The organism is Streptomyces sp. NRRL B-24484, from assembly GCF_000717715.1.
GTDB lineage: Bacteria > Actinomycetota > Actinomycetes > Streptomycetales > Streptomycetaceae > Kitasatospora.
On sequence record NZ_JOAI01000015.1, the window covers coordinates 102,551 to 123,508 of the forward strand.

The following is a 20,958-nucleotide window of genomic DNA, read 5'->3' on the forward strand; positions in this document are numbered from 1 at the left end:
GCGGCCACGGCGGGTGGCGCGGGCGCGGTGGGGGTGCAGGAGGCCCCGGGTGCGGAGCAGGATCGAAGGATGAGCGGCGATGGGGCGGCATTGGCGATCCGGATGGGCACCGCGCGGGCGCGCTGGGTGCTCCTGGCGACGGTCCTCGGCTCCGGCATGGCGATGCTGGACGGCACGGTGGTCAACGTGGCCCTGCCACGGATCGGCGAGGACCTCGACGCCTCGCTCGCCGCCCTGCAGTGGACGGTCAACTCCTACCTGCTGACCCTGGCCGCGCTGATCCTGCTCGGCGGCTCGCTGGGCGACCGGTACGGGCGGCGACGGGTCTTCACGATCGGGGTGGTCTGGTTCGCGGCCGCGTCGGCGATCTGCGCGGCGGCCCCGACCATCGAGGTGCTGATCGCCGCCCGGGCGCTGCAGGGCATCGGCGGGGCCCTGCTGACGCCGGGCTCGCTGGCCATGCTGCAGGCGGTGTTCCACCCGGACGACCGGGGCGCGGCGGTGGGTGCCTGGTCGGGGCTGGGCGGCGTCGCGGCCGCGGTCGGACCGTTCCTCGGCGGCTGGCTGGTCGACGGGCCGGGCTGGCGGTGGATCTTCCTGATCAACGTGCCCGTCGCGGTGGTGGTGGTCGCGGTGTCCGCCCGCCACGTGCCGGAGACCCGCGACCCGGACCGCTCGGGGCGGTTCGACGTGCTGGGCGCGGCGCTCGCCGCCCTGGCGCTCGCCGGGGTGACGTACGCCCTGACCGAGACGGGCAGCACCTTCGCGCCGGTCGCAGGCCTGCTCGGGGTGCTCTTCGGGGTGGCCTTCGTCCTGGTCGAGCGGCGCGCCGAGGAACCGATGCTGCCGCTGGAGCTGTTCTCGTCCCGGCTGTTCACCTCGGTGAACCTGGTGACCCTGTGCGTGTACGGCGCGTTCAGCGGCGTCTTCCTGCTGCTGACCGTGCAACTGCAGGTGGTGTCCGGGTTCAGCCCGCTGACGGCGGGGGTGGCGCTGGTGCCGATCACCGTGCTGATGCTGGCCTTCTCCAGCCGGGCGGGCCGTCTGGGCCGGGCGGTCGGACCGCGGCTGCCGCTCTTCCTCGGGCCGGTGATCTGCGCGGCGGGTGTGCTGCTGATGCTCCGGATCGGCCCGGACGCCTCGTACTGGGCGGACGTGCTGCCCGCGGTGACGGTGCTCGGCTGCGGGATGACCCTGCTGGTGGCACCGCTGACGGCGACCGTCCTCGCGGCGGTGGACGTCCGGCGGGCCGGGATCGCCAGCGGGGTCAACAACGCGGCGGCCCGGGCCGCGGGGCTGCTGGCGGTGGCGGCCCTGCCGGCACTCGCCGGGCTCAGCGGCAACGCCTACCGGGTGCCGGCCGCGGTGGACGACGCCTTCGAGACCGCGATGCTGATCTGCGCCGGACTGCTCGCGACGGGCGGCCTGCTGGCACTGGCCACCGTGCGCAGCGACGCCCTGGAGCCGGAACGGGAGATCGCCGAGCCGAACTGCGGCTGGCGCTGCGACACCACCACCCCACCCATCGACCCCGGCCACCCCGCCCACCGCACCGACCCCGGATGACCCTGCGTGGTCCACCCCAGGGACGCGTGGGGGCACCGACCAGGGCCGAGCACAGAACAGGGGCGCGGGGAACTCTGCAGTCCCCGCGCCCCTGGGGGCGAACCCGCCGCTGCTACAGGATGTCGCCCGGGGCGTACTTCGCGGCCTCCGGGTAGGCGTCCGCGACGGCCTCGATCCGGCGGACCACCTCGGCGACCTGGGCGCCGGCCGCGCCGGTGAAGGAGAGCCGGTCGGCGAGCAGCGCGTCCAGGGCGGCCCGGTCGAGCGGGATCCGCCCGTCCTCGGCGAGCCGGCCGAGCAGCGCGTTCTCGCGGGCGCCCTCCCGCATGGCGAGCGCGGAGGCGACGGCGTGCTCCTTGATGACCTCGTGCGCGGTCTCGCGGCCGACGCCGGCCCGCACCGCGCCCATCAGCACCTTGGTGGTGGCGAGGAACGGCAGGTACCGGTCGAGCTCGGCCTCGATCACGGCGGGGAAGGCGCCGAACTCGTCGAGGACGGTGAGGAAGGTCTCCAGCAGGCCGTCGAAGGCGAAGAACGCGTCCGGCAGCGCGACCCGGCGGACGACGGAGCAGGAGACGTCGCCCTCGTTCCACTGGTCGCCGCCGAGCTCGGCGGTCATCGAGGCGTAGCCGCGCAGGATGACCGCGAGGCCGTTGACGCGCTCGCAGGAGCGGGTGTTCATCTTGTGCGGCATCGCCGAGGAGCCGACCTGGCCGGCCTTGAAGCCCTCGGTGACCAGCTCGTGGCCGGCCATCAGGCGGATGGTCTTGGCGAGGCTGGACGGCGCGGCGGCGAGCTGGACGAGGGCGGAGACGACCTCGAAGTCCAGCGAGCGCGGGTAGACCTGGCCGACGCTGGTGAGCACGTGGTCGAAGCCGAGGTGGCCGGCGACCCGGCGCTCCAGCTCGGCGAGCTTCTCGGCGTCGCCGCCGAGCAGGTCGAGCATGTCCTGGGCGGTGCCGACCGGGCCCTTGATGCCGCGCAGCGGGTAGCGGGCGACGAGCTCCTCCAGCCGGCGGAAGGCGACGAGCAGCTCGTCGGCGACGGTCGCGAACCGCTTGCCGAGGGTGGTCGCCTGGGCGGCGACGTTGTGCGAGCGGCCGGCCATGACGAGCTCGCCGTACTGGGCGGAGAGGCGGCCGAGGCGGACGAGGACGGCCACCGTGCGGTCGCGGACGTGCTCCAGCGACTGGCGGATCTGCAGCTGCTCGACGTTCTCGGTGAGATCGCGCGAGGTCATGCCCTTGTGGATCTGCTCGTGCCCGGCGAGGTCGCTGAACTCCTCGATGCGGGCCTTGACGTCGTGCCGGGTGATCCGCTCGCGGGCGGCGATCGACTCGAGGTCGACCTGGTCGATCACGCGCTCGTAGTCGGCGACGGCGCCGGCCGGGACCTCGATGCCGAGGTCCTGCTGGGCCTTGAGGACGGCGAGCCACAGGTGGCGCTCGAGGACCACCTTGTGCTCGGGGGACCAGAGCTGGGCCAGGGTCGCCGAGGCGTACCGGTTGGCCAGGACATTGGGGATCTGGGGCTTCGCGCTCACGCTGGGCAAGCCTAACAGCCGAGGTCGGCGCGGCCCGCGCCGCCCGCCGACGCGTCCCGGCCCTCGGACGGCGCACACCCCGCACCGCACGCCTCGGACACCACGCCCCGGACACCTCGGGCCCCGCCGCCCAAGGGGCACCGGGCCCGCGGCATACGGCTCAGCGCTCGGCGAGCAGCGGCAGCACCTGGCGGCACAGCTCCTGGAGGGCGGTGCGCTGCTCGGGGTCCAGGCTGGCGAAGGCCTCGTGGGTGCGGACCATGTCGGTGCGGATCAGGTCGAGCACCTCGCGGCCCTGCTCGGTGATGCCGACGATCTTCACCCGGCGGTCGCCCGCCGCGGCCTCGCGCTGGGCGAGGCCGAGCGTCTCCAGCCGGTCGACGATGCCGGTGACGTTGGAGGCGTCGCAGCCGAGCCGGCCGGCCAGCGCCCGCATCGGTACCGGCTCCTGGACGGACTTGAGCGCCTTGGCCTGCGAGGAGCTGAGTCCGTGCCGGGCGGCCGCGGCGGCGAAGTCCTGGAAGTAGGCGGCACCGACGGCCGCCACCGACTCCATCAGGTCGGCGGTGGACGGTGCGGTGGTGGACCCTGTCGTGACCATGCGGCCAGCGTACGCCGGTATTCTTCAGCGACTCAAGCTTCGAGGACGGCAAGCACCGAGTGGCGCGCGGCACACCGGCCACGCGCCTGCCCGCCCGTCAGAACGCCCTCAGAGCACCAACTGCTCGAAGAGGTGCCGCAGCTCGGCCTCCGGGTCGCCGGTGAGCCCGGTGTGCACCGGGCCGGGCTGCAGGACGGCGCTGCGCGGCGCGGTCAGCCAGCGGAACCGCTGCCCCGCGCTGTCGCCGGCCGCCGGGCCGGCGGCCTCGCCGCCCGTGCAGACGGCCTCCACCCCGTGCAGGGCGCGGCGGACGGCGTGGACGTCGGCGACCGGGTCGAGCGAGAGCAGTCGGCCCTGGTCGAGGTGGGTGCGGGCGCCCAGGTAGCCGGACTGCCGGCAGTAGAGCAGCACCCCGACGTTGATGAACTCGCCGCGCTCCACCCGGGGAACGGCGCGGATCACCGCGTACTCGTAGTCGTCGCGCGTCGGCTCGGCCATCAGCCGGCCACCTCCGGAAGCCAGTCGCGGCGGCCCGCCAGCCGGGCCGTCAGCAGGTCGCGGTACGCGGTGCGGACCGCGTCGGGCGAGTCGAAGCCGGGCTCGTCGGCCAGCCACACCTCGGGGACGGCGGTGACCGCGGCCTCCAGGGCCGCCGGGACGAGCGGGGCGAGTTCGGCGTCGGCGGCCTTGAGGTCGGGCGCGGCGGGCAGCAGGGCGTGGTCGCCGGCGTCGTAGCGGCGGCCCGCCCAGCCGGCGGAGCCGGCCCAGTGGTGATGGAAGATCAGGGTGGCGCCGTGGTCGATCAGCCGCAGCCCGCCGGCCGCCATCAGCATGTTGGGGTTGCGCCAGGACCGGTCGACGTTGCCGACGAAGGCGTCGAACCAGAGCACCCGCCCGGCGAGCGCGGGGTCGACGTCGAAGCAGAGCGGGTCGAAGTTGAGGGCCCCGCTGACGAAGGCCATGCCGAGGTTCGCGCCGCCACTGGCCCGCATCTGGTCCTGGATCTGGTGCTCGGGCTCGCTGCGGGCGAGCACCGGGTCGAGGTCGAGCAGCACCAGCTCCGGCACGGGCAGCCCGAGGCCGCGGCCGAGCTCGCCGGCCAGCACCTCGGCGATCAGCGCCTTGCGGCCCTGCGCGGCGCCGCACCACTTGAGGACGTACAGCCGCCGGTCGTCGGCCTCGACCAGGCCCGGCATGGAGCCGCCTTCTCGCAGTGGCGTCACGTACCGGACCGCCGTCACCTCGGGGAGCATCCGGCCAGCCTATCGGCGCCCGGCTACTCCCCGTGCCGTGCTGCGGTGGCAGGCCCCGTTCGTCCGTGCGAGTTTGGGGGAAAACGATGTCCCGGCACGGCACGGACGAGCACGTAAGGGATGGACGATGGAGCGACCCAGAATCGTCATCGTGGGCGGCGGCTTCGCCGGCCTGGAGTGTGCACGCCGCCTGGAGCGCAAGCTCGCGCCGGCGGAGGCCGAGATCTCCCTGGTCACTCCGTTCAGCTACCAGCTGTACCTGCCGCTGCTGCCGCACGTGGCGGCGGGGGTGCTCACCCCGCAGTCGGTGGCGGTGTCGCTGCGGCGGACGCTGCGGCGGACCCACATCGTGCCGGGCGGCGCGATCGGGGTGGACCCGCGGTCGAAGGTGATCGTGGTCCGCAAGATCACCGACGAGGTGGTGGCCGAGCGCTACGACCACCTGGTGCTCGCCCCGGGCAGCGTGACCCGCACCTTCGACATCCCCGGGCTGCGGGACTACGCGCGCGGGATGAAGACGCTGGCCGAGGCCGCGTACGTGCGCGACCACGTGATCGCGCAGCTGGACCTCGCCTCGACCACGCTGGACCAGCGCGAGCGGGAGTCCCGGCTGCAGTTCGTGGTGGTCGGCGGCGGCTACGCGGGCACCGAGACGGCGGCCTGCCTGCAGCGGCTGACCACGGCGGCGATCCGCCGCTACCCGAGGCTGGACCCGCGGCTGATCAAGTGGCACCTGATCGACATCGCTCCGAAGCTGATGCCCGAGCTCGGCGACAAGCTCGGCACCACGGCGCTGGAGATCCTGCGCGGACGCGGGATCGAGGTCTCGCTCGGGGTGTCGGTGGCCGAGGTCGGCGCCGAGAACGTCAAGTTCACCGACGGCCGGCTGCTGCCCTGCCGGACCCTGATCTGGACGGCCGGCGTGGTCGCCAGCCCGCTGATCGCCACGCTGGACGCGGAGACCGTGCGGGGCCGGATCGCGGTGACCGCGGAGATGCGGGTCCCGCAGTTCGACGGGGTGTTCGCCCTCGGCGACGCCGCCGCGGTGCCGGACCTCGCCAAGGGCGACGGCGCGGTCTGCCCGCCCACCGCCCAGCACGCGGCCCGGCAGGGCAAGGCGGTCGCCGACAACGTCGTCGCCGCGATGCACAACCAGCCGCTGGAGCCCTACTACCACAAGGACCTCGGCCTGGTCGTCGACCTCGGCGGCAAGGACGCCGTCTCCAAGCCGGCGGGCGTCGAACTGCACGGCGTACCGGCCCAGTTGGTCGCCCGCGGGTACCACCTGATGGCGATGCGGACCAACTCCGGCAAGTTCCGCGTCGGCGCCAACTGGCTGCTGAACGCCACCGCCGGCGACGACTTCGTCCGCACCGGCTTCCTCGCCCGGCAGCCCGCCCGGCTGCAGGACTTCGAGTACACCGACGCCTATCTGACGAAGGACCAGGTCCGCGAGCACGCGCAGATGCTGCTGGCGAAGGGATCCGCCACCTGACGGAGGGTCAGCGCACCTGTCGGGTGAATCCGGCAGTCGAACCGGAGCCGGCGCTACCGCCCTGACCTGGGCGGTAGCGCCGACACGCGTCGTTAGGTGATTGTCGGACCACGGAAGGTGCGCATCGCTACCGTCCGGCAGCATGCGATCACTCTCCCTGCCCCGCCGCCGTACCGTGCTCTCCGCCGCCGCCGTGGCCACCGCCGGGGCCGCGCTCGCCCGACCCGCCGCCGCCACGCCCGCGCTCGCCGCACCCGCCGTCGGGATGCCCAGCGACGCCGCGGCCGCCCGGGAGGTCCGCGACGAGTTCGTGCACAGCTGGGAGGGGTACAAACGGGCCGCCTGGGGCTACGACGAGGTCCGGCCGGTCTCCGGCGGCCGCAACGACTTCTTCGCGGACGGGCACACCTTCGGCCTGTCCATCGTCGAGGCGCTGGACACCCTGTGGCTCATGGAGCTGGACGACGAGGTCGCCCGCGCCGCCGACTGGATCGAGCAGGAGTTCGACCCGACCCAGGACGCCGACGTGCAGGTCTTCGAGACGGTCATCCGGCTGGTCGGCGGCCTGGTCTCCGGCTACCTCTGCACCGGCCGGCGGCCGCTGCTCGACCGCTGCCGCGAACTCGCGGACCGGCTGCTGCCCGCCTTCACCCGCTCCCCCACCGGCATGCCCTACCGGTACGTCAACCTGCGGACCGGGGCGGTCTCCGGCGGCACCAGCCCGCTCGCCGAGATCGGCTCCAACATCCTCGAGTTCGGCATGCTCTCGCAGCTGACGGGCAACCAGAAGTACTGGGACGCGGCGAAGCGCGCCATGCGGGCGGTCTTCGACCGGCGCTCGGCCCTCGGCCTGCTCGGCACCTCGCTGAACATCGAGACCGGCCGCTGGACGGACACCACCTCCTGCGCCCCGAACCCGCCGGTCGACTCGTACTACGAGTACCTGTGGGCCGGCGCCGAACTCTTCGGGGACGGCGAACTCCGCGACTGGTACAAGCTGCTGACCGGAGCGGTGCTCCGCTACCAGCTGGAGCACCGGGGCGGCTACGCCTGGTACAAGCAGGTCGACTACGCCACCGGGCGGACGACCGGCCGCGGCGCCTCCGAACTCGGCTCCTTCTACCCCGGGCTGCTCGGCAAGGGCGGGGACATGGACGCGGCGGTGGACTACTACAACACCTGGACGATGATCCTGGACAACAACCCGGTGGTGCCGGAGGCCATCGACTACGGCAACGCCACCGTCCGCTCGGCCCGCAACGACCTGCGGCCGGAGTACGTCAACTCCTCCTTCGACCTGTGGATGCTCACCGGCGACCGGCAGTACAAGGAGACCGCCTACGGCTACTTCGCCGGGCTGCGGGACCAGCTGCGGGTGCCGGGCGGCTACACCGTGGCGGAGGACGTCACCACCGCCCCGCTGCGGCGCGGCGACCTGACCCCGGGCTACTGGTTCGCGGAGAACCCCAAGTACCTGTACCTGATGTTCGCGGCGGCGCCGCGCTTCGACTACCGCTCCGGGCTGCTGTCCACGGAGGGCAAGCTGATGCGCGGCGCCGTGCGCTGAGCCCCGCTAGCGGGCCGTCAGGTACATCCCGGCGGCGTCCCGGCCGGGCGTGTTGCGGCAGGACCAGTTGCCGGTCGGCTGCGTGTTCAGCAGGGTCAGGCAGCGGCCGAGGGCCAGTTGTGCGTAGTGGTTGGGGTGGAAGGACTCCTGCAGGGCGCCCTGGGTGGTGGTGCCCATGTCGAGGAAGCGGGCCCACTCGCTGGTGGTCGCCGACGGCGCCGTACCGGGCGCCGCCAGCCGGGTGGCCTTCGAGCAGACCTCACGGCCCTGCAGGAGGTCCCGCAGGTCGAGGAACTGCGCGCCCTTCGCGGCGGCGACCGCGGCCAGCCGGTCCGAGATCTGCGGGACGAGCGAGTCCCGGGCCCAGTCGGCGTCGAGGTCCCAGAACGGGCAGCCACCGGTGCTGGTGCGGCTCCAGCCGCTCTCCGGGTAGCGGTTCTCGCTGCTGCGCGGGATCGGCGACGGGTAGGACTGCAGCACCAGCCGGTACGAGGACGGCGCGTAGCCGGCGGCGGACATCACCGCGCGGACCTCGTCCACGGCCTTGCCGACACCGGCCATGGCGGCGTTCATCTTCGCGTCCACGGCCGCCTGCTGGTCGTCGTGGCAGTACGACCACCAGACCTCGTAGTCCTGGACGCAGGTCGAGATCACGTCGCTGAAGCCCAGGTCGTTGCCGCCGACCGAGAGCGTGATCAGCTTGACGGTGTTCTGCGCGGCGACGGCGGCCAGCTGGTCGGCCTGCGGGGCCTCGCCCTTGAACGACTGCCCGCCGTTCGCGGCACGGAAGACGTTGGCGGTGGTCGCGCCGGAGCAGGCCAGGTTGATCTGGGTCTGCGCGACGCCCGACGCCGAGCGGACCTCGGCGGAGTCGGAGCGGTCGCAGCCGGAGGCGTAGGTGGTGCCGTAGACCCGGGTCGGGTCGTAGCCGCTGCCCGTCCAGGCGCGGTCGGTGCCGTCCCGGCTGCCGCTCGCGGTGTCGCTGTTGCCGTCCCAGCGTCCGGCCTCGCCGGAGATGTAGCTGTCGCCCATCGAGACGACGGCGGTGGGACCGGCGGCTGCGGCCGGGGCGGCGGCGGTGACCATCAGCGGCAGGGCGAGGGTCGCGGCCCCGCACAGGGCGGCGAACCGGCGGACGCCGGGTCCTCTTCGGGCGGTGGTGCTTCTTCTTCGGGCAGGGCGGATCTCGGGCACGGCGAAGCTCCTGCGGACGGCCCCGCGCTGTGGGTGCGCGGGGCTGGTGAGGGTGGACCGCCGGCCGGTGGCGCGATGAAGATGGCATGGACGCGGTTATTACCGCCAGGTATCTGCATCCCACAATTCGGACAGTGACCGGGTTTCTCCCTGCGTCACCGCCCCTCGCCGGCCCTGCGCCGGCCCCTCGCCGTCCGTTCGTTCCCGCCGCGGCGGGAGCGCCCCAGCTCAGACCCCCCGCGCGCCGCCGCGGCCCGCCGCCAGCACCTCCGCCACGTCCGCCGCGAGCCGCTCCGCCTCGCCGGGCTCCAGGGTCGCGACGCAGAGCCGGATCGCCGGCTCAGAGTGCATCCGGAACCGCGCGCCGGGCGCGGGCACCCAGCCGCGCTGCACCAGCCCCGCCACCGCGGCCGTCTCGTCCCGCACCGGGATCCAGACGTTCAGCCCGCTGCGCCCGTGCGCCGCGACCCCGCGGGCGGCCAGCGCCCGCAGCAGCGCGTCCCGGCGCTCGCGGTAGGCCGCCGCCACCCGGGCGGCCGGCGCGGCGTCGCTGCGCCACAGCTCGGCGACGGCCCGCTGCAGCAGGTGGCTGACCCAGCCCGCGCCGAGGCGCTGCCGGCCCAGGATGCGGCCGACCGTGTCCTCGTCGCCGATCGCGACGGAGAGGCGCAGGTCCGGCCCGTAGGCCTTGGCCGCCGAGCGCACCAGCAGCCGGTGCTCGGTGATCGGGACGCCGTCCGGCCCGGCCGCCAGCGACTGGAACGGCAGGTCGACCATGCCGTGCCCGTGGTCGTCCTCGATCAGCAGGACGCCCGGGCTGCCCGCGAGTACCTCGCGCAGGGCGGCGGCGCGGGCCGGGCTCAGCGCGGCGCCCGTCGGGTTCTGCGCCCGGCTGGTGACGATCAGGCAGCGGGCGCCCAGCGCCAGCGCGTTGGCCACCTCGACGGGCAGCGGCCCCTCGTCGTCGGTGCGGACCGGCACCGGCCTGAGGCCGAGCGCGGGCACCAGGTCGAGCAGGCTGCCCCAGCCCGGGTCCTCCACCGCGACGAGGTCGCCCGGGCGCAGCCGGGCCAGCAGGGCCCGCTCGATGGTGTCGAGCGAGCCGGAACAGACCGCGATCGCGCCGGCCGGGGCGCCGTCCGCGGCGAAGGAGGCCCGCGCGAGCTCGACCAGCCCGGGATCGGCGGGCGGGTGCCCGTACAGCACCGGCGGGCCGGCGGCCGCCGCGGCGAGGGCCGGGCCGAGCCCGGGCAGCAGTGCCGGGTCCGGATTGCCGGCGGAGAGGTCGCGGGCGCCCGGCGGGACGGCGATGCCGACCTCGTCGCGCGGGGTGGTGACCGGGCGGGGGCGGATCCGGCTGCCCTTGCGGCCGGCCGTCTCGATCACGCCGCGGTCCCGCAGCAGCCGGTAGGCGGCGGCCACGGTGTTCGGATTCACGCCCAGCTCGACGGCGAGCTCGCGCAGCGGCGGCAGCGCGGAGCCGGGCGCCAGCCGCCCCTCGGCGACGGCCGCCTCGACGTCGGCCGCAATCTCGCTGGCCCGCCGCCCCTTGATCGTATAGTCTCCTAGCACAAAGAAGATTATGCACTAGTGCAGTGAGGTTGTCATGTCGGACACGGCCTACTCCCGGACTCCCCGCACCGTTCCCACCCGATCGCGCGACCGCGCCAGCTGGGACAGGGCGGCCGTGCGCGCCGTCCTCGACAGCGCCTGGGTGTGCCACTTCGGCTTCGTCGCGGACGGCGCGCCCGTCGTGCTGCCCACCATCTACGCCCGGGTCGGCGACGCGCTCTACCTGCACGGCTCGACGGGCAGCCGGCCGCTGCGCGGCGCGGGGGCCGACGAGGGCCTGCCGGTGTGCGTGACGGTCACGCTGGTCGACGGCCTCGTGCTGGCCAAGTCGGCGTTCAACCACTCCGTCAACTACCGCTCGGTGGTGGCCCACGGGGTCGCCCGCCAGGTCACCGACCCGGACGAGCTGGCGGTGGCGCTGGACGCCCTGGTCGACCGGGCGGTGCCCGGCCGCTCGGCCGACGCCCGCCGGGCGAACGCCAAGGAGCTGGCGGCGACCGCGGTCGTCCGGCTCGACCTGGACGAGGTGTCCCTCAAGTGCCGCGCCGGGGGCGTGAACGACGACGAGGCCGACCTCGCGCTGCCGCACTGGTCGGGCGTGGTGCCGGTGCGCACGGCGTACGGGACGCCGGAGCCGCACGCGAGCACCACCGGCCCCGTCCCGGGCTACCTCGCGGACTTCGTCGCCGGTGGGCAGCCGTGCTGATCCGGCCGTGGGACCGCGGCGGTGACGCCGAGTGGCGCGCCTGGCTCGCCGAGGGCCGGGACTTCGGGGTGCTCGCCGCCAACGGGCCGGAGGGCGAGGGCCCGGTGCTCGTCCCGACGCACTTCCTGCTGGACGCGGACGCCGGCGAGGTCCTGCTCCACCTCGCGGCGCCCAACCCGGTCTGGGCCGCCCTGCGGGCCGACCCGCACGTCACCCTGGCGGTGACGGACGACTACGCCTACGCCCCCGGCTACTGGCGGGCCGAGCCGGGCACGCCGACCAGCCTGTACGCCTCGGTGCACTTCCACTGCACCGCCGAGATCGTCGAGGACGCGGCGGGCAAGGCCGCGATCCTCCGCCGCCAGCTGGCGCACTTCCAGCCGGAGGCACCGCTCGACGTCACCCCCGGCGAGGCGCCGTTCGGGCCGCTGCTGAGCGGTCTGCGCGGGCTGCGGCTGACGGTCCGCGAGGTCCGGGCGAAGTTCAAGTACGACGACAAGAAGCCGGTGGCCGAGCAGGCGGCACTCGCCGAGCGGCTCGCCGAACGCGGCACGGGGCTGGACGCCGGGGCCCGGGCGCAGCTGCTGCGGCGCAACACCCTGCGGACGGCCGCGACGGACGGCCCGCACCCCGGCCGGGCCGCTCGGCCGTAGGACGTGTCTTCGACGGGCGCACGGACACCGCACAGGGGTGCGTGCGGTACCCGTCGCCTTTGAAGACACGTCGCCCGGGCGGCCCGGCCCGGCGGGCGGCGGGGGCCCGGAGCTGATGGACTGTGGGACGTGCCCTGTCCATCCGGCCGAGCAGGAGGGCCGCCGACCGCCGAGGAGCCGCTCGCGTGTCCACCTCTCCGCCGGACGCCGAGGACCACCTCGGCCACGTCGTCTTCATCTCGGCCGCGGCCGCGATGGGTGGCTTCCTCTTCGGCTACGACAGCGCCGTCATCAACGGTGCGGTGACGGGCATTCAGCAGCACTTCGAGGTGGGCAACGGCACGACGGCCTTCGTCGTCGCGATCGCGCTGCTCGGCTCGGCGTTCGGCGCGGTGATCGCCGGACGGCTCGCCGACCACCTCGGCCGGGTGCGGACGATGCTGCTGGCCGCGGTGCTGTTCGCGATCAGCGGCGTCGGGTCGATGTTCCCGCCGGGCATCGGCCTGCTCGGCTTCTGGCGGGTCGTCGGCGGCATCGCGATCGGCATCGCCTCGGTGATCGCACCGACCTACATCGCCGAGGTCGCGCCCACCGCCTACCGGGGCCGGCTGGCCTCCTTCCAGCAGCTGGCGATCGTGCTCGGCATCACCATCTCCCAGCTCGCCAACTACGCGCTCAACCAGGCGGCCGGCGGCGAGTCCACCAACCACCTCGGCGGCATCCAGGCCTGGCAGTGGATGCTCGGCGTGGAGGCGATCCCCGCGCTGGTGTACGGGCTGATGGCGCTGGCCATCCCGGAGTCGCCGCGCTACCTGATCGCCGACCGCCGCGAGGAGCAGGCCCGCGAGGTGCTCGCCGAGGTGGAGGGACCGGACGTCGACCTGGACGCGCGGATCGCCGAGATCCGGGCGGTGCTGGAGTCCGCGCACAAGCCGCGGGCGAAGGACCTGCTGGGCGGGCGGTTCGGGCTGCTGCCGATCGTCTGGATCGGCATCGGCGCCTCGGTCTTCCAGCAGTTCGTCGGCATCAACGTGATCTTCTACTACTCCTCCTTCCTCTGGCAGTCGGTGGGCATCAACGAGTCCAACTCGCTGCTGATCAGCCTCTCCACCTCGATCATCAACGTGATCGGCACGGTGCTCGCGATGTCCCTGGTCGACCGGATCGGCCGCAAGCCGCTGGCGCTGGCGGGCTCGGTGGGCATGGCCGTCGCCCTGGGCACCGCCGCCTGGGCCTTCTCCTACCGGGAGGGCACCGGCGACGGCGCGACGCTCGACCAGACCTACGCCACGGTCGCCCTGGTCGCCGCGCACGTCTTCGTGTTCTGCTTCGCCTTCTCCTGGGGCGTGGTGGTCTGGGTGCTGCTCGGCGAGATGTTCCCCAACCGGATCCGGGCACTGGCGCTGTCGGTGGCGGCCTCCGCACAGTGGCTCGCCAACTGGGCGATCACCGTCTCCTTCCCGGACCTCGCCGACTGGAACCTGTCGGCGACGTACGCCATCTACGCCGGATTCGCGCTGCTCTCCATCCCGTTCGTGGTCCTCTTCATCCGGGAGACCAAGGGGCGCGCCCTGGAGGAGATGGGCTGACGGGGGCGGCCGCGCTCACCCGATCGGCGCGGTGCGCGTCCCGCGTGCCGCACCGCCGCCGCGCATAGCATCGTCCCCGCACCCGCCGCCCGCCGCGCACGCGGCCCACCCCCCGGAGAGGCCATGGGCAGTGCCCCGCAGAACGTCACCTTCCCGAGCAACGGGGGGACGGCACACGGCTACCTGGCGATGCCGCCGCAGAGCACTGGTCCGGCGCTGGTGGTCGTCCAGGAGTGGTGGGGTCTGACCTCGCACATGGTGTCGACGGTGGACCGCTTCGCCGCGGAGGGCTTCGTCACCCTCGCGCCGGACCTGTTCGGCGGTGCCACCACGCACGACCGCGAGGAGGCCGCCCGGATGCTGCGCGAGCTGCCGGCCGACCGGGCCGCCCGCGACCTGCGCGGTGCGGTGGACTTCCTGCTCGGGCTGCCGCACGTGGTCGGGGACGCGGTCGGCGTGGTCGGGTTCTGCATGGGCGGCGGGTTCGCCCTGGTGCTGGCTTCGCAGGAGGGCGACCGGGTCGCCGCGGTGGTGCCCTTCTACGGCCTGCCGAGGATCCCGGACTTCGACTACCGCGGGCTGACGGCGCACGTGCTCGGCCACTACGGCGAGGAGGACCGCTCGATCCCGCAGGAGGCGGTGGACGAGGCCGCGATGCTCATCGGCGAGGCCACCGACCGCCGGCCGGAGATCCACTTCTACCCGGCCGGGCACGCCTTCATGAACGACGAGAACCACGCCGGCACCTACGATCCGCTGCAGGCCGACATCGCCTGGCAGCGCACGCTCAGCTTCCTCTGGGGGCACCTGGGCTGACCGGGCCGACCCGTCCGACCGCCGGATCGCCGCGCCCCGGGCCGACCGCCCCCACCGGACGGCGGGTACCGGAAACCGGATGGACATCGCGCGGCGGAACGCCGATAGTCTCCGGGTGACCTCCCCCGCCTCCCCCACGAGCGACCCCGCCGCCCCCTCCGGACCTCGTCCGTTCGCACCCCGCCGGTTCGCCTGGGCCGGACGGAACTTCCGCATCCAGACCGCCGCCACCGTGGTCAGCGGGCTCGGCAACGCCGCCGCGCCGGTCGCCACGGCGTTCGCCGTGCTGGAGGCGGGCGGCTCCACCACCGAGGTGGGCTGGGTGACGGCGGCGCGGCTCGTCCCGCTGGTGCTCTTCCTGCTGGTCGGCGGCGCGCTCGCGGACCGGCTGCCGCGGCACCACGTGATGGTCGCCGCCAACCTCTTCAACGCGCTCTCCCAGGCGGTGCTGGCGGCCCTGGTGCTGTCCGGCGCGCCGCCGGTCTGGGCGCTGGTGCTGCTCTCCGCCGCCGGCGGCGCCGGTCAGGCGTTCTACGCACCGGCCTCCGAGGGCATGATCATGGAGAGCGTGGCCGGCGAGCACGCGGGCAGGGCGTTCTCGGTCTACCGGATGGCGATGAACGGCGCGCAGATCGGCGGCGCGGCGCTCGGCGGTGCGCTGACCGCTGCGGTCGGGCCCGGCTGGGTGCTGCTGCTGGACGCGGTCGGCTTCGCCGTCGCCGGCGGCCTGCGGGTCTTCCTGAAGGTCGTCCCGGCCCCGCGCGACGCCGCCCACGACAGCGGGCTCGTCCACGAACTCCGGCTCGGCTGGCGCGAGTTCGCCTCACGGCGGTGGCTCTGGGCGGTGGTGCTGCAGTTCTCCGTGGTGGTCGCCTGCGTCGGCGCGGTCGAGACGGTGTACGGGCCGGTGGTCGCCGAGCTCCGCTTCGGCGGCGCCCGGGCCTGGGGCTTCGCCATGGCCGCCTTCGGCGTCGGCATGGTCGCGGCCGGCGTGCTGATGACCCGCTGGCAGCCGCGCCGGATCCTGCTCACCGGCAACGGGGGCGTCTTCCTCTTCGCCCTGCCCGGCCTCGCGCTGGCGGCCCGCGCCGAGCTGCCCGTCCTGGTCGCGGCGATGTTCGTCTCCGGCGCCGGCGTCACCGTCTTCGGCGTCAACTGGATGGTCGCGCTCCAGCAGGAGATACCGTCCGAGATGTTCTCCCGGGTCAGTGCCTACGACCACCTCGGGTCGATCGCGCTCACCCCGCTCGGCACCGCGATGGCCGGCCCGGCCGCCGACGCGCTCGGCCTGGACGGCGCGCTGTGGACGTGCGCCCTGGTCACGTTCGCGCTCGCCGCCGCCGTCCTCGTCGTCCCCGAGGTCCGCCGGCTGAGCCGTCCGGTCCCCCCGCCCGCCCCGGCCGCCGCCCCCGAGCCGCTGGGGGTCTGAGCCGCTCGGGGTCCGAGCAACCGGCGGTGCCGGTGGTGCGTCCGACACCGGTAGGGACCGAGGGGGAGCGCATGCCGGAAGCACCGCTGCTGTACATCGACGTCGACGGGGTGCTCAACCCCGCCGACCCGTACCCGGCGGACGGCTTCCGACGGCACGAGCTGCTCGGGTACGAGGTGCTGCTCTCCGCCGAGCACGGCGCGTGGCTGCGGGAACTGTCCGGCACGTACGAGCTGTGCTGGGCCACCACCTGGCAGGACTCCGCCAACGAGCACCTCGCACCGCTGCTCGGGCTGCCGCAGCTGCCGGTGGTGGGGGTCAACCGCTACGTCCGGCAGCCAGGCGACCCGCGGACGAGGCTCGCCGAGCTGTTCTCCGGCTTCAAGTGGGCACCGATCCTCCGGCACGCGGCGGGCCGTCCGTTCGCCTGGATCGACGACGTGATCCCGCCCCGGCTCGTCCGGAACTCGCTGCTGCGCCCGGACCGCCTGCTGATCCCCGTCGACCCCCACCAGGGCCTCGAACGCCACCACGTCGACCGCCTGCTCCGACGCCCGCCCCGCACCTTCCGGCGCCCGCGTCACTGATCGACGCCGGGCGGGACGCGGGTGGCCTGGTGGTAGTACATCCGCCAGCCGCCGTCCCGGCCCCTGCGCCAGATCGAGCTGTGCCGGCTGTGCCGCTCGCCGAGCACCGTCTCGAACGTCAGGTGCACCAGCCCCGGCGCGAGCCGCGCCCCCGTGATCCCCGAGGGCTCGTAGCGGGGGCCGTCCGCGGAGCTCCCCGGGTGGCCGGCCAGCTCCGCGAGCATCGTCGCGTACGTCCACCGCCGCCCCGACCCGCCGACCTCCACGAACTCCGGGTCGAGGAGCCGCCCCGCGAGCTCGGGCGAGGAGCACACCCTCGGATCCATGAGCTGCAGCTCCCCCGCGATCGCCTGTTCCACCTCGTCCGCCGCACTGTCCATGGACACATCCTCCGCACGGCCACCGCCCCCACCGCAACCCGGTTCCGGGGCCGGCCGTCAGGGCGTCGGCAGCCAGCTCACGTGGCCGGCCAGCAGGGCGTAGCCGACGAAGGCGACGGTGTCGATCATGGCGTGGGCGACCACCAGCGGCATCACCCGGCCCCAGCGGCGGTACAGCAGGCAGAAGACCACGCCCATGACCATGTTGCCGACCAGCCCGCCGACGCCCTGGTACAGGTGGTACGACCCGCGCAGCACCGCGCTGGCGGCCACCGCCGCCGGCCAGGACCACCCCAGCTGGCCGAGCCGCCGCAGCAGGTAGCCGACCACGACGACCTCTTCGAGGATCGCGTTCTGCCAGGCCGAGCCGATCAGGACGGGGATGCGCCACCAGACGGCCGGCAGGCCGGAGGGGGCGACGGTGAGGTTGAAGCCGGCGGCCTGGGCCGCGAGGTAGAGGCCGAGGCCGGTGCCGCCGATCGCGGCGGCGACCAGCAGGCCGCGCCCGAGGTCCCGCGCCTTGTCCCGGAGGTCGAAGCCGAGCACCCGCAGCGAGGTGCCCTCCCGCACCAGCAGGTAGCCGACCAGCACGACGGGCATCAGGCCGCGGGCGATGTAGTAGAGCTGCCAGGCGAGGTCGATCCACGGCCGGCCCGGCGCGCGGGAGCCGTTGAGGGTGGCGACCTGCTGGCCGAGCGCGATCGGCTGGGTCAGCGAGTCGGCGAAGCTGATCAGGGCGGCGACGCCGCTGGCCCCGAGGGAGAGGCCGAGCACGATGAGCAGCTCGACGCCGAGCAGGCGGCGGGCCGGGGTGCCGGTCTCCGGCTCGGTCGTAACGCTGGTCACCTGGTCTCCCGCGCGGCGGCTCGCTCCCCGCCGCCGGCCGGCGTGCGGGCCCGGCGCCGCGGACGGCCTCCGGGCCGATCATCCTCGCACACGCGGATGAGGACGCCCCGCCGCGAGCGCCGGTGGCGGGCACCGGTCGCGCGGCGGGGCGCCGCCGGTCAGCCCACCGGCCAGGTGTGCACGGGTTCGCCGGTGCGCATGTACTCCACGTACCTGCGGGTCATCGCGGCGATGGCGGCGGTGCGGTCCATGCCGAAGTGCTCGCGCAGCCGGTGCACGGTGGCGGCCTGCCAGGAGGCGCCGTTGGTGCGGCGCAGGCAGCGCTGCTCGATGACGCCGAGGTAGCGGTCGCGGTCGGCGGGTTCGATGCCCCACTCGTCGAGGCCCTGGTGGGCGAGCGGGAGCAGCTCGTTGAGCACGAGCTCGGTGACGGGGGTCGGGGCGGTGCCGCCGCGGCCGGCCCGTCCGTGCCGGGGCCAGTGCAGGACGGCGTCGATGCCGTGCCGGGCCGCGGTGTGGAAGTTCTCGTCGGCGCGTTCGAAGGGCAGCCTCGTCCAGACCGGCCGGGACTGTTCGGCGAGGACGCGGACCAGCCCGTAGTAGAAGGCGGCGTTGGCGAGGACGTCGGTGACGGTGGGGCCGGCCGGCAGGCAGCGGTTCTCCACCCGGAGGTGGGCGATGCCGTCGGCGACGTCGTACACCGGGCGGTTCCAGCGGTAGATGGTGCCGTTGTGGAGCCGCATCTCCGCGAGTTTGGGGACGCCGCCGGAGGCGAGCACCTTGACCGGGTCCTCGTCGTCGCAGATCGGCAGCAGGGCCGGGAAGTAGCGGAGGTTCTCGGCGAACAGGTCCAGCGCGGAGTCGACCCAGCGCTCCCCGAACCAGGTGATGGGGCGCACGCCCTGTGCTTTGAGCTCCGCCGAACGGGTGTCACAGGCCTGTTGGAAGAGCACCGGGCGGGTCTCGCGCCACAGTTCGCGCCCGAACAGGAACGGCGAGTTGGCGCCGAGCGCGACCTGGCAGGCGGAGACCGCCTGGGCCGCGTTCCACACGGGTGCGAACTTCTCCGGTGTGACCTGCAGGTGGAGTTGGAGCGAGGTGGCCGCGGCCTCCGCGACCATCGAGACCGACTCGACGGCGAGGTGCTCGACGCCCTCGATGTCCAGCGCGATGTCCTCGCCGCGGGCGGCCAGGATCTGGTCGCTGAGCAGGCTGTAGCGGTTGACGTGGGACATGGCGTCCAGACCGGTGTGGTCCAGGTCGAGGGTCGGCAGGATCCCGACCATGACGATCCGGGCGCCGGCCTCGGCGGCCTGCCGGTCCGCGTAGCGCAGGCAGGTGTCGACCTCCTCGCGGAGCTCCTCCAGGACGTGCCCGCCGAGCCGCCGCGGGGCGACGTTGACCTCGATGTTGAAGCGGCCCAGCTCGGTCTGGAAGTCGGCCGAGGCGATCGACTCCAAGACCTGCGAGTTGCGCATGACCGGCATGCCCTGCTCGTCGGCCAGGTTGAGCTCGATCTCAAGGCCCATCATCGCTCTGGGGCGGTCGAAACGTCCCTCGCGCAGCATCCGCTCGAACACGTCCAGACAGGACTGGAGCTTGCGCCGGTACAGCTGCCGGTCGGACAGTTCAGCGCGAGTGGCCGCGACCTTCTCGCCCATGAGCGTCCTCCTCCCCTAGGTCGACCGTGCATGCATCATGCCCATCCGGAAGATCGATAGCCCGAGGTCCCGAACGCGCTGGCGAGGCTCGAAACTGACGGTCCGTCACTTCTGGTCGGACTTGCCGCCCCACACCGAACGTGATAAGAAGGTCACCCTGCGCACCTGTTCGAGTAGAATTCGCACTGCGCTCCCGGCCGGTTTCCCGCCGCACGACAACCTCGTGCACGCGTGGTTCCGTGCCCGCACCGCGATCATGCCCAACCGGACACGGCCAGGTCCCGCCACGCCGGTATGCCGCACTCGCACGCCGATCTCGCACAGAGAGGCGACCCGCCATGACTCTGCAGACCCCCCAGCCGCCGCCGAGCGCCCTGCGCGCCGTGCTGGCCGCCCTCGACGACGAGGGTGCGCTCAGCAAGCCCGCAGCCGCCGCCCTGCGCCATACCGCCGGTCCGCTGCTCCCCGCGCATCCGCTGGCCGTGTACGTGCTGGAGGGGCCCGCGCTGGGCACCGCGCGGCGCACCGGCTGGCGGTTCCTCATCAAGCAGGGCAGCGGCGGTGTCGTCGCGGCGGCGGAGGTGGCGGAGACGGCCGCGGGGCACACCTTCTCGCACTTCGCCGCCGGCCCCTACCTCGACTCCACCGTCCGGGCGCTGCGCCAGGCCTGGCAGCTGGCGCAGGGCTCGCGGACGATCCGGCTGCCCCGGCTGCTGACCATGCCGGGGCACTACGCCACGGCGCTGTGGCTGAACGGTTCTGCACCGGACGGCGGGGACGACCTGCTGATCCCGCTCTCCCCCGCGCCGCTCGGGGTGACGGCCCACCGGATCTACCGGGCGGGCGAGTTGCTGGCCGCGCTGGAGCGTCCGCCGCTCGGCGGCGCGGCGATGCTGCTCAGCCAGGGCTGATCGCCGCCGGGCCGGGCCCGACGGTCCGGGCCCCCGCTGCGGCCGACCGGAGCGCGACCGCCGCAACCGCACCACCGCATCACCCGGACGGGCCATCGGTCCTGACCTACCAGGGTCAGGAGACCGGTGGCCCGTCCGGCCGTTCCGGCGCCGGTCGGCCGCCTGAACGGGTGATCTCCGACGACGGGTTGTGGCTCATGTCACAAAAAGGCTGCGGGAAGGACCCGGGATGCCGACACTGGGAACCAGCGGATGTGGGGGCTTGTCCTACCCACCGGAGCGCCGGTTCACACCTGGGCCGGCGAGGATGATCCGCCGGCAGGGCGGCGCGCCACGGGGGTGCCGTACGGCGGGGCAGGATCCGAGCGAAGCGAGGGTACGAGCTATGTGCCAGCACCGTCCTGAGTGTCCTTCGGCCGAGTCGGCCGACCGCGAGGCCGCCGAACCGGTGGCCCGCCACCCCGAGCAGGGCTGGAGCCTGCTCTGCAACGGCGTCCTGCTCTTCGAGGACACCGGTGAACTGCTGCCCGACGGCAGGGTGATCGCCCCGCGGCGCCCGCTCGCCGTAGCGGCCTGACCGGACCGCACC

Annotated in this window: 20 protein-coding genes; 11 read left to right on the plus strand and 9 right to left on the minus strand. The window is 73.9% G+C overall.

Annotated elements, in window-relative coordinates; genetic code table 11:
- Positions 1-69: 69 nt before the first annotated feature.
- Positions 70-1,566 carry an MFS transporter gene (locus IE98_RS0116120; protein ID WP_043174274.1) on the plus strand — a complete coding sequence of 499 codons (1,497 nt, stop codon included), beginning with the start codon at positions 70-72 and terminating at the stop codon, positions 1,564-1,566.
- Positions 1,567-1,678: 112 nt separating this feature from the next.
- On the opposite strand, the gene purB is transcribed toward IE98_RS0116120, so the two are convergent.
- From purB to IE98_RS0116140, 4 genes are all read right to left on the minus strand, one after another.
- Positions 1,679-3,118, minus strand: coding sequence for an adenylosuccinate lyase (gene purB / locus IE98_RS0116125; RefSeq protein WP_078661052.1), 1,440 nt, complete (start codon positions 3,116-3,118; stop codon positions 1,679-1,681).
- Between the two features lie 151 nt (positions 3,119-3,269).
- Positions 3,270-3,710 carry a MarR family winged helix-turn-helix transcriptional regulator gene (locus IE98_RS0116130; protein WP_030269474.1) on the minus strand — a complete coding sequence of 147 codons (441 nt, stop codon included), beginning with the start codon at positions 3,708-3,710 and terminating at the stop codon, positions 3,270-3,272.
- A gap of 108 nt (positions 3,711-3,818) precedes the next feature.
- Complete coding sequence (locus IE98_RS0116135; RefSeq protein ID WP_030269476.1) at positions 3,819-4,208, minus strand: DUF3037 domain-containing protein; 390 nt, start codon at positions 4,206-4,208, stop codon at positions 3,819-3,821.
- The gene (locus IE98_RS0116140; protein WP_030269478.1) at positions 4,208-4,963 is read right to left on the minus strand and encodes a HipA family kinase; all 756 of its coding nucleotides are present in this window, start codon (positions 4,961-4,963) and stop codon (positions 4,208-4,210) included. Before IE98_RS0116140 ends, IE98_RS0116135 begins: the two co-directional genes overlap by 1 nt.
- 127 nt (positions 4,964-5,090) lie before the next feature.
- Here IE98_RS0116140 and IE98_RS0116145 point away from each other — a divergent pair, with 127 nt between their 5' ends.
- Together IE98_RS0116145 and IE98_RS0116150 are read left to right on the plus strand one after the other, a co-directional pair.
- Positions 5,091-6,458: an NAD(P)/FAD-dependent oxidoreductase gene (locus IE98_RS0116145; protein WP_043174276.1), complete on the plus strand. Its 1,368-nt coding sequence runs from the start codon at positions 5,091-5,093 to the stop codon at positions 6,456-6,458.
- Positions 6,459-6,600: 142 nt separating this feature from the next.
- Positions 6,601-8,025, plus strand: coding sequence for a glycoside hydrolase family 47 protein (locus IE98_RS0116150; protein WP_030269481.1), 1,425 nt, complete (start codon positions 6,601-6,603; stop codon positions 8,023-8,025).
- 6 nt (positions 8,026-8,031) lie between these two features.
- Here IE98_RS0116150 and IE98_RS0116155 read toward each other — a convergent pair whose 3' ends face one another.
- Both IE98_RS0116155 and IE98_RS0116160 read right to left on the minus strand, forming a co-directional pair.
- Positions 8,032-9,219 carry a GDSL-type esterase/lipase family protein gene (locus tag IE98_RS0116155; RefSeq protein ID WP_324605774.1) on the minus strand — a complete coding sequence of 396 codons (1,188 nt, stop codon included), beginning with the start codon at positions 9,217-9,219 and terminating at the stop codon, positions 8,032-8,034.
- Between the two features lie 228 nt (positions 9,220-9,447).
- Complete coding sequence (locus tag IE98_RS0116160) at positions 9,448-10,791, minus strand: aminotransferase class I/II-fold pyridoxal phosphate-dependent enzyme (protein ID WP_030269483.1); 1,344 nt, start codon at positions 10,789-10,791, stop codon at positions 9,448-9,450.
- Positions 10,792-10,825: 34 nt separating this feature from the next.
- Here IE98_RS0116160 and IE98_RS0116165 point away from each other — a divergent pair, with 34 nt between their 5' ends.
- From IE98_RS0116165 to IE98_RS0116190, 6 genes are all read left to right on the plus strand, one after another.
- Positions 10,826-11,497: a pyridoxamine 5'-phosphate oxidase family protein gene (locus tag IE98_RS0116165; protein WP_030269484.1), complete on the plus strand. Its 672-nt coding sequence runs from the start codon at positions 10,826-10,828 to the stop codon at positions 11,495-11,497.
- Complete coding sequence (locus IE98_RS0116170; RefSeq protein WP_052390573.1) at positions 11,491-12,150, plus strand: FMN-binding negative transcriptional regulator; 660 nt, start codon at positions 11,491-11,493, stop codon at positions 12,148-12,150. The genes IE98_RS0116165 and IE98_RS0116170 overlap by 7 nt, the downstream gene beginning before the upstream one ends.
- A 185-nt stretch (positions 12,151-12,335) precedes the next feature.
- Entirely contained in the window at positions 12,336-13,739 is a 1,404-nt protein-coding gene (locus IE98_RS0116175; RefSeq protein ID WP_030269486.1) for a sugar porter family MFS transporter, read from the plus strand.
- A gap of 123 nt (positions 13,740-13,862) precedes the next feature.
- Positions 13,863-14,555, plus strand: a complete 693-nt coding sequence (locus IE98_RS0116180) for a dienelactone hydrolase family protein (protein ID WP_030269487.1) — start codon at positions 13,863-13,865, stop codon at positions 14,553-14,555.
- A 115-nt stretch (positions 14,556-14,670) separates the two neighbouring features.
- Positions 14,671-15,984, plus strand: a complete 1,314-nt coding sequence (locus IE98_RS0116185) for an MFS transporter (protein ID WP_324605775.1) — start codon at positions 14,671-14,673, stop codon at positions 15,982-15,984.
- 71 nt (positions 15,985-16,055) lie between these two features.
- Positions 16,056-16,571 carry an HAD domain-containing protein gene (locus IE98_RS0116190; RefSeq protein WP_043174278.1) on the plus strand — a complete coding sequence of 172 codons (516 nt, stop codon included), beginning with the start codon at positions 16,056-16,058 and terminating at the stop codon, positions 16,569-16,571.
- Here the strand turns inward: IE98_RS0116190 and IE98_RS0116195 are convergent.
- The 3 genes from IE98_RS0116195 to IE98_RS0116205 form a co-directional block, all read right to left on the minus strand.
- Positions 16,565-16,951 (minus strand): DUF4440 domain-containing protein, encoded by a 387-nt coding sequence (locus IE98_RS0116195; protein WP_030269490.1) that lies wholly within the window; start codon positions 16,949-16,951, stop codon positions 16,565-16,567. The two genes, IE98_RS0116190 and IE98_RS0116195, sit on opposite strands and share 7 nt — an antisense overlap.
- Before the next feature lie 57 nt (positions 16,952-17,008).
- Entirely contained in the window at positions 17,009-17,797 is a 789-nt protein-coding gene (locus IE98_RS0116200) for a CPBP family intramembrane glutamic endopeptidase (RefSeq protein WP_030269491.1), read from the minus strand.
- A gap of 158 nt (positions 17,798-17,955) precedes the next feature.
- Positions 17,956-19,458, minus strand: a complete 1,503-nt coding sequence (locus tag IE98_RS0116205) for a glutamate-cysteine ligase family protein (protein ID WP_030269492.1) — start codon at positions 19,456-19,458, stop codon at positions 17,956-17,958.
- Between the two features lie 338 nt (positions 19,459-19,796).
- Here IE98_RS0116205 and IE98_RS0116210 point away from each other — a divergent pair, with 338 nt between their 5' ends.
- Together IE98_RS0116210 and IE98_RS0116215 are read left to right on the plus strand one after the other, a co-directional pair.
- Positions 19,797-20,369: a hypothetical protein gene (locus IE98_RS0116210; protein WP_043174279.1), complete on the plus strand. Its 573-nt coding sequence runs from the start codon at positions 19,797-19,799 to the stop codon at positions 20,367-20,369.
- 385 nt (positions 20,370-20,754) lie between these two features.
- A complete protein-coding gene (locus tag IE98_RS0116215) occupies positions 20,755-20,946 on the plus strand; it encodes a DUF5999 family protein (RefSeq protein ID WP_030269494.1) in 192 nt (63 codons plus the stop codon).
- Positions 20,947-20,958: the final 12 nt, after the last annotated feature.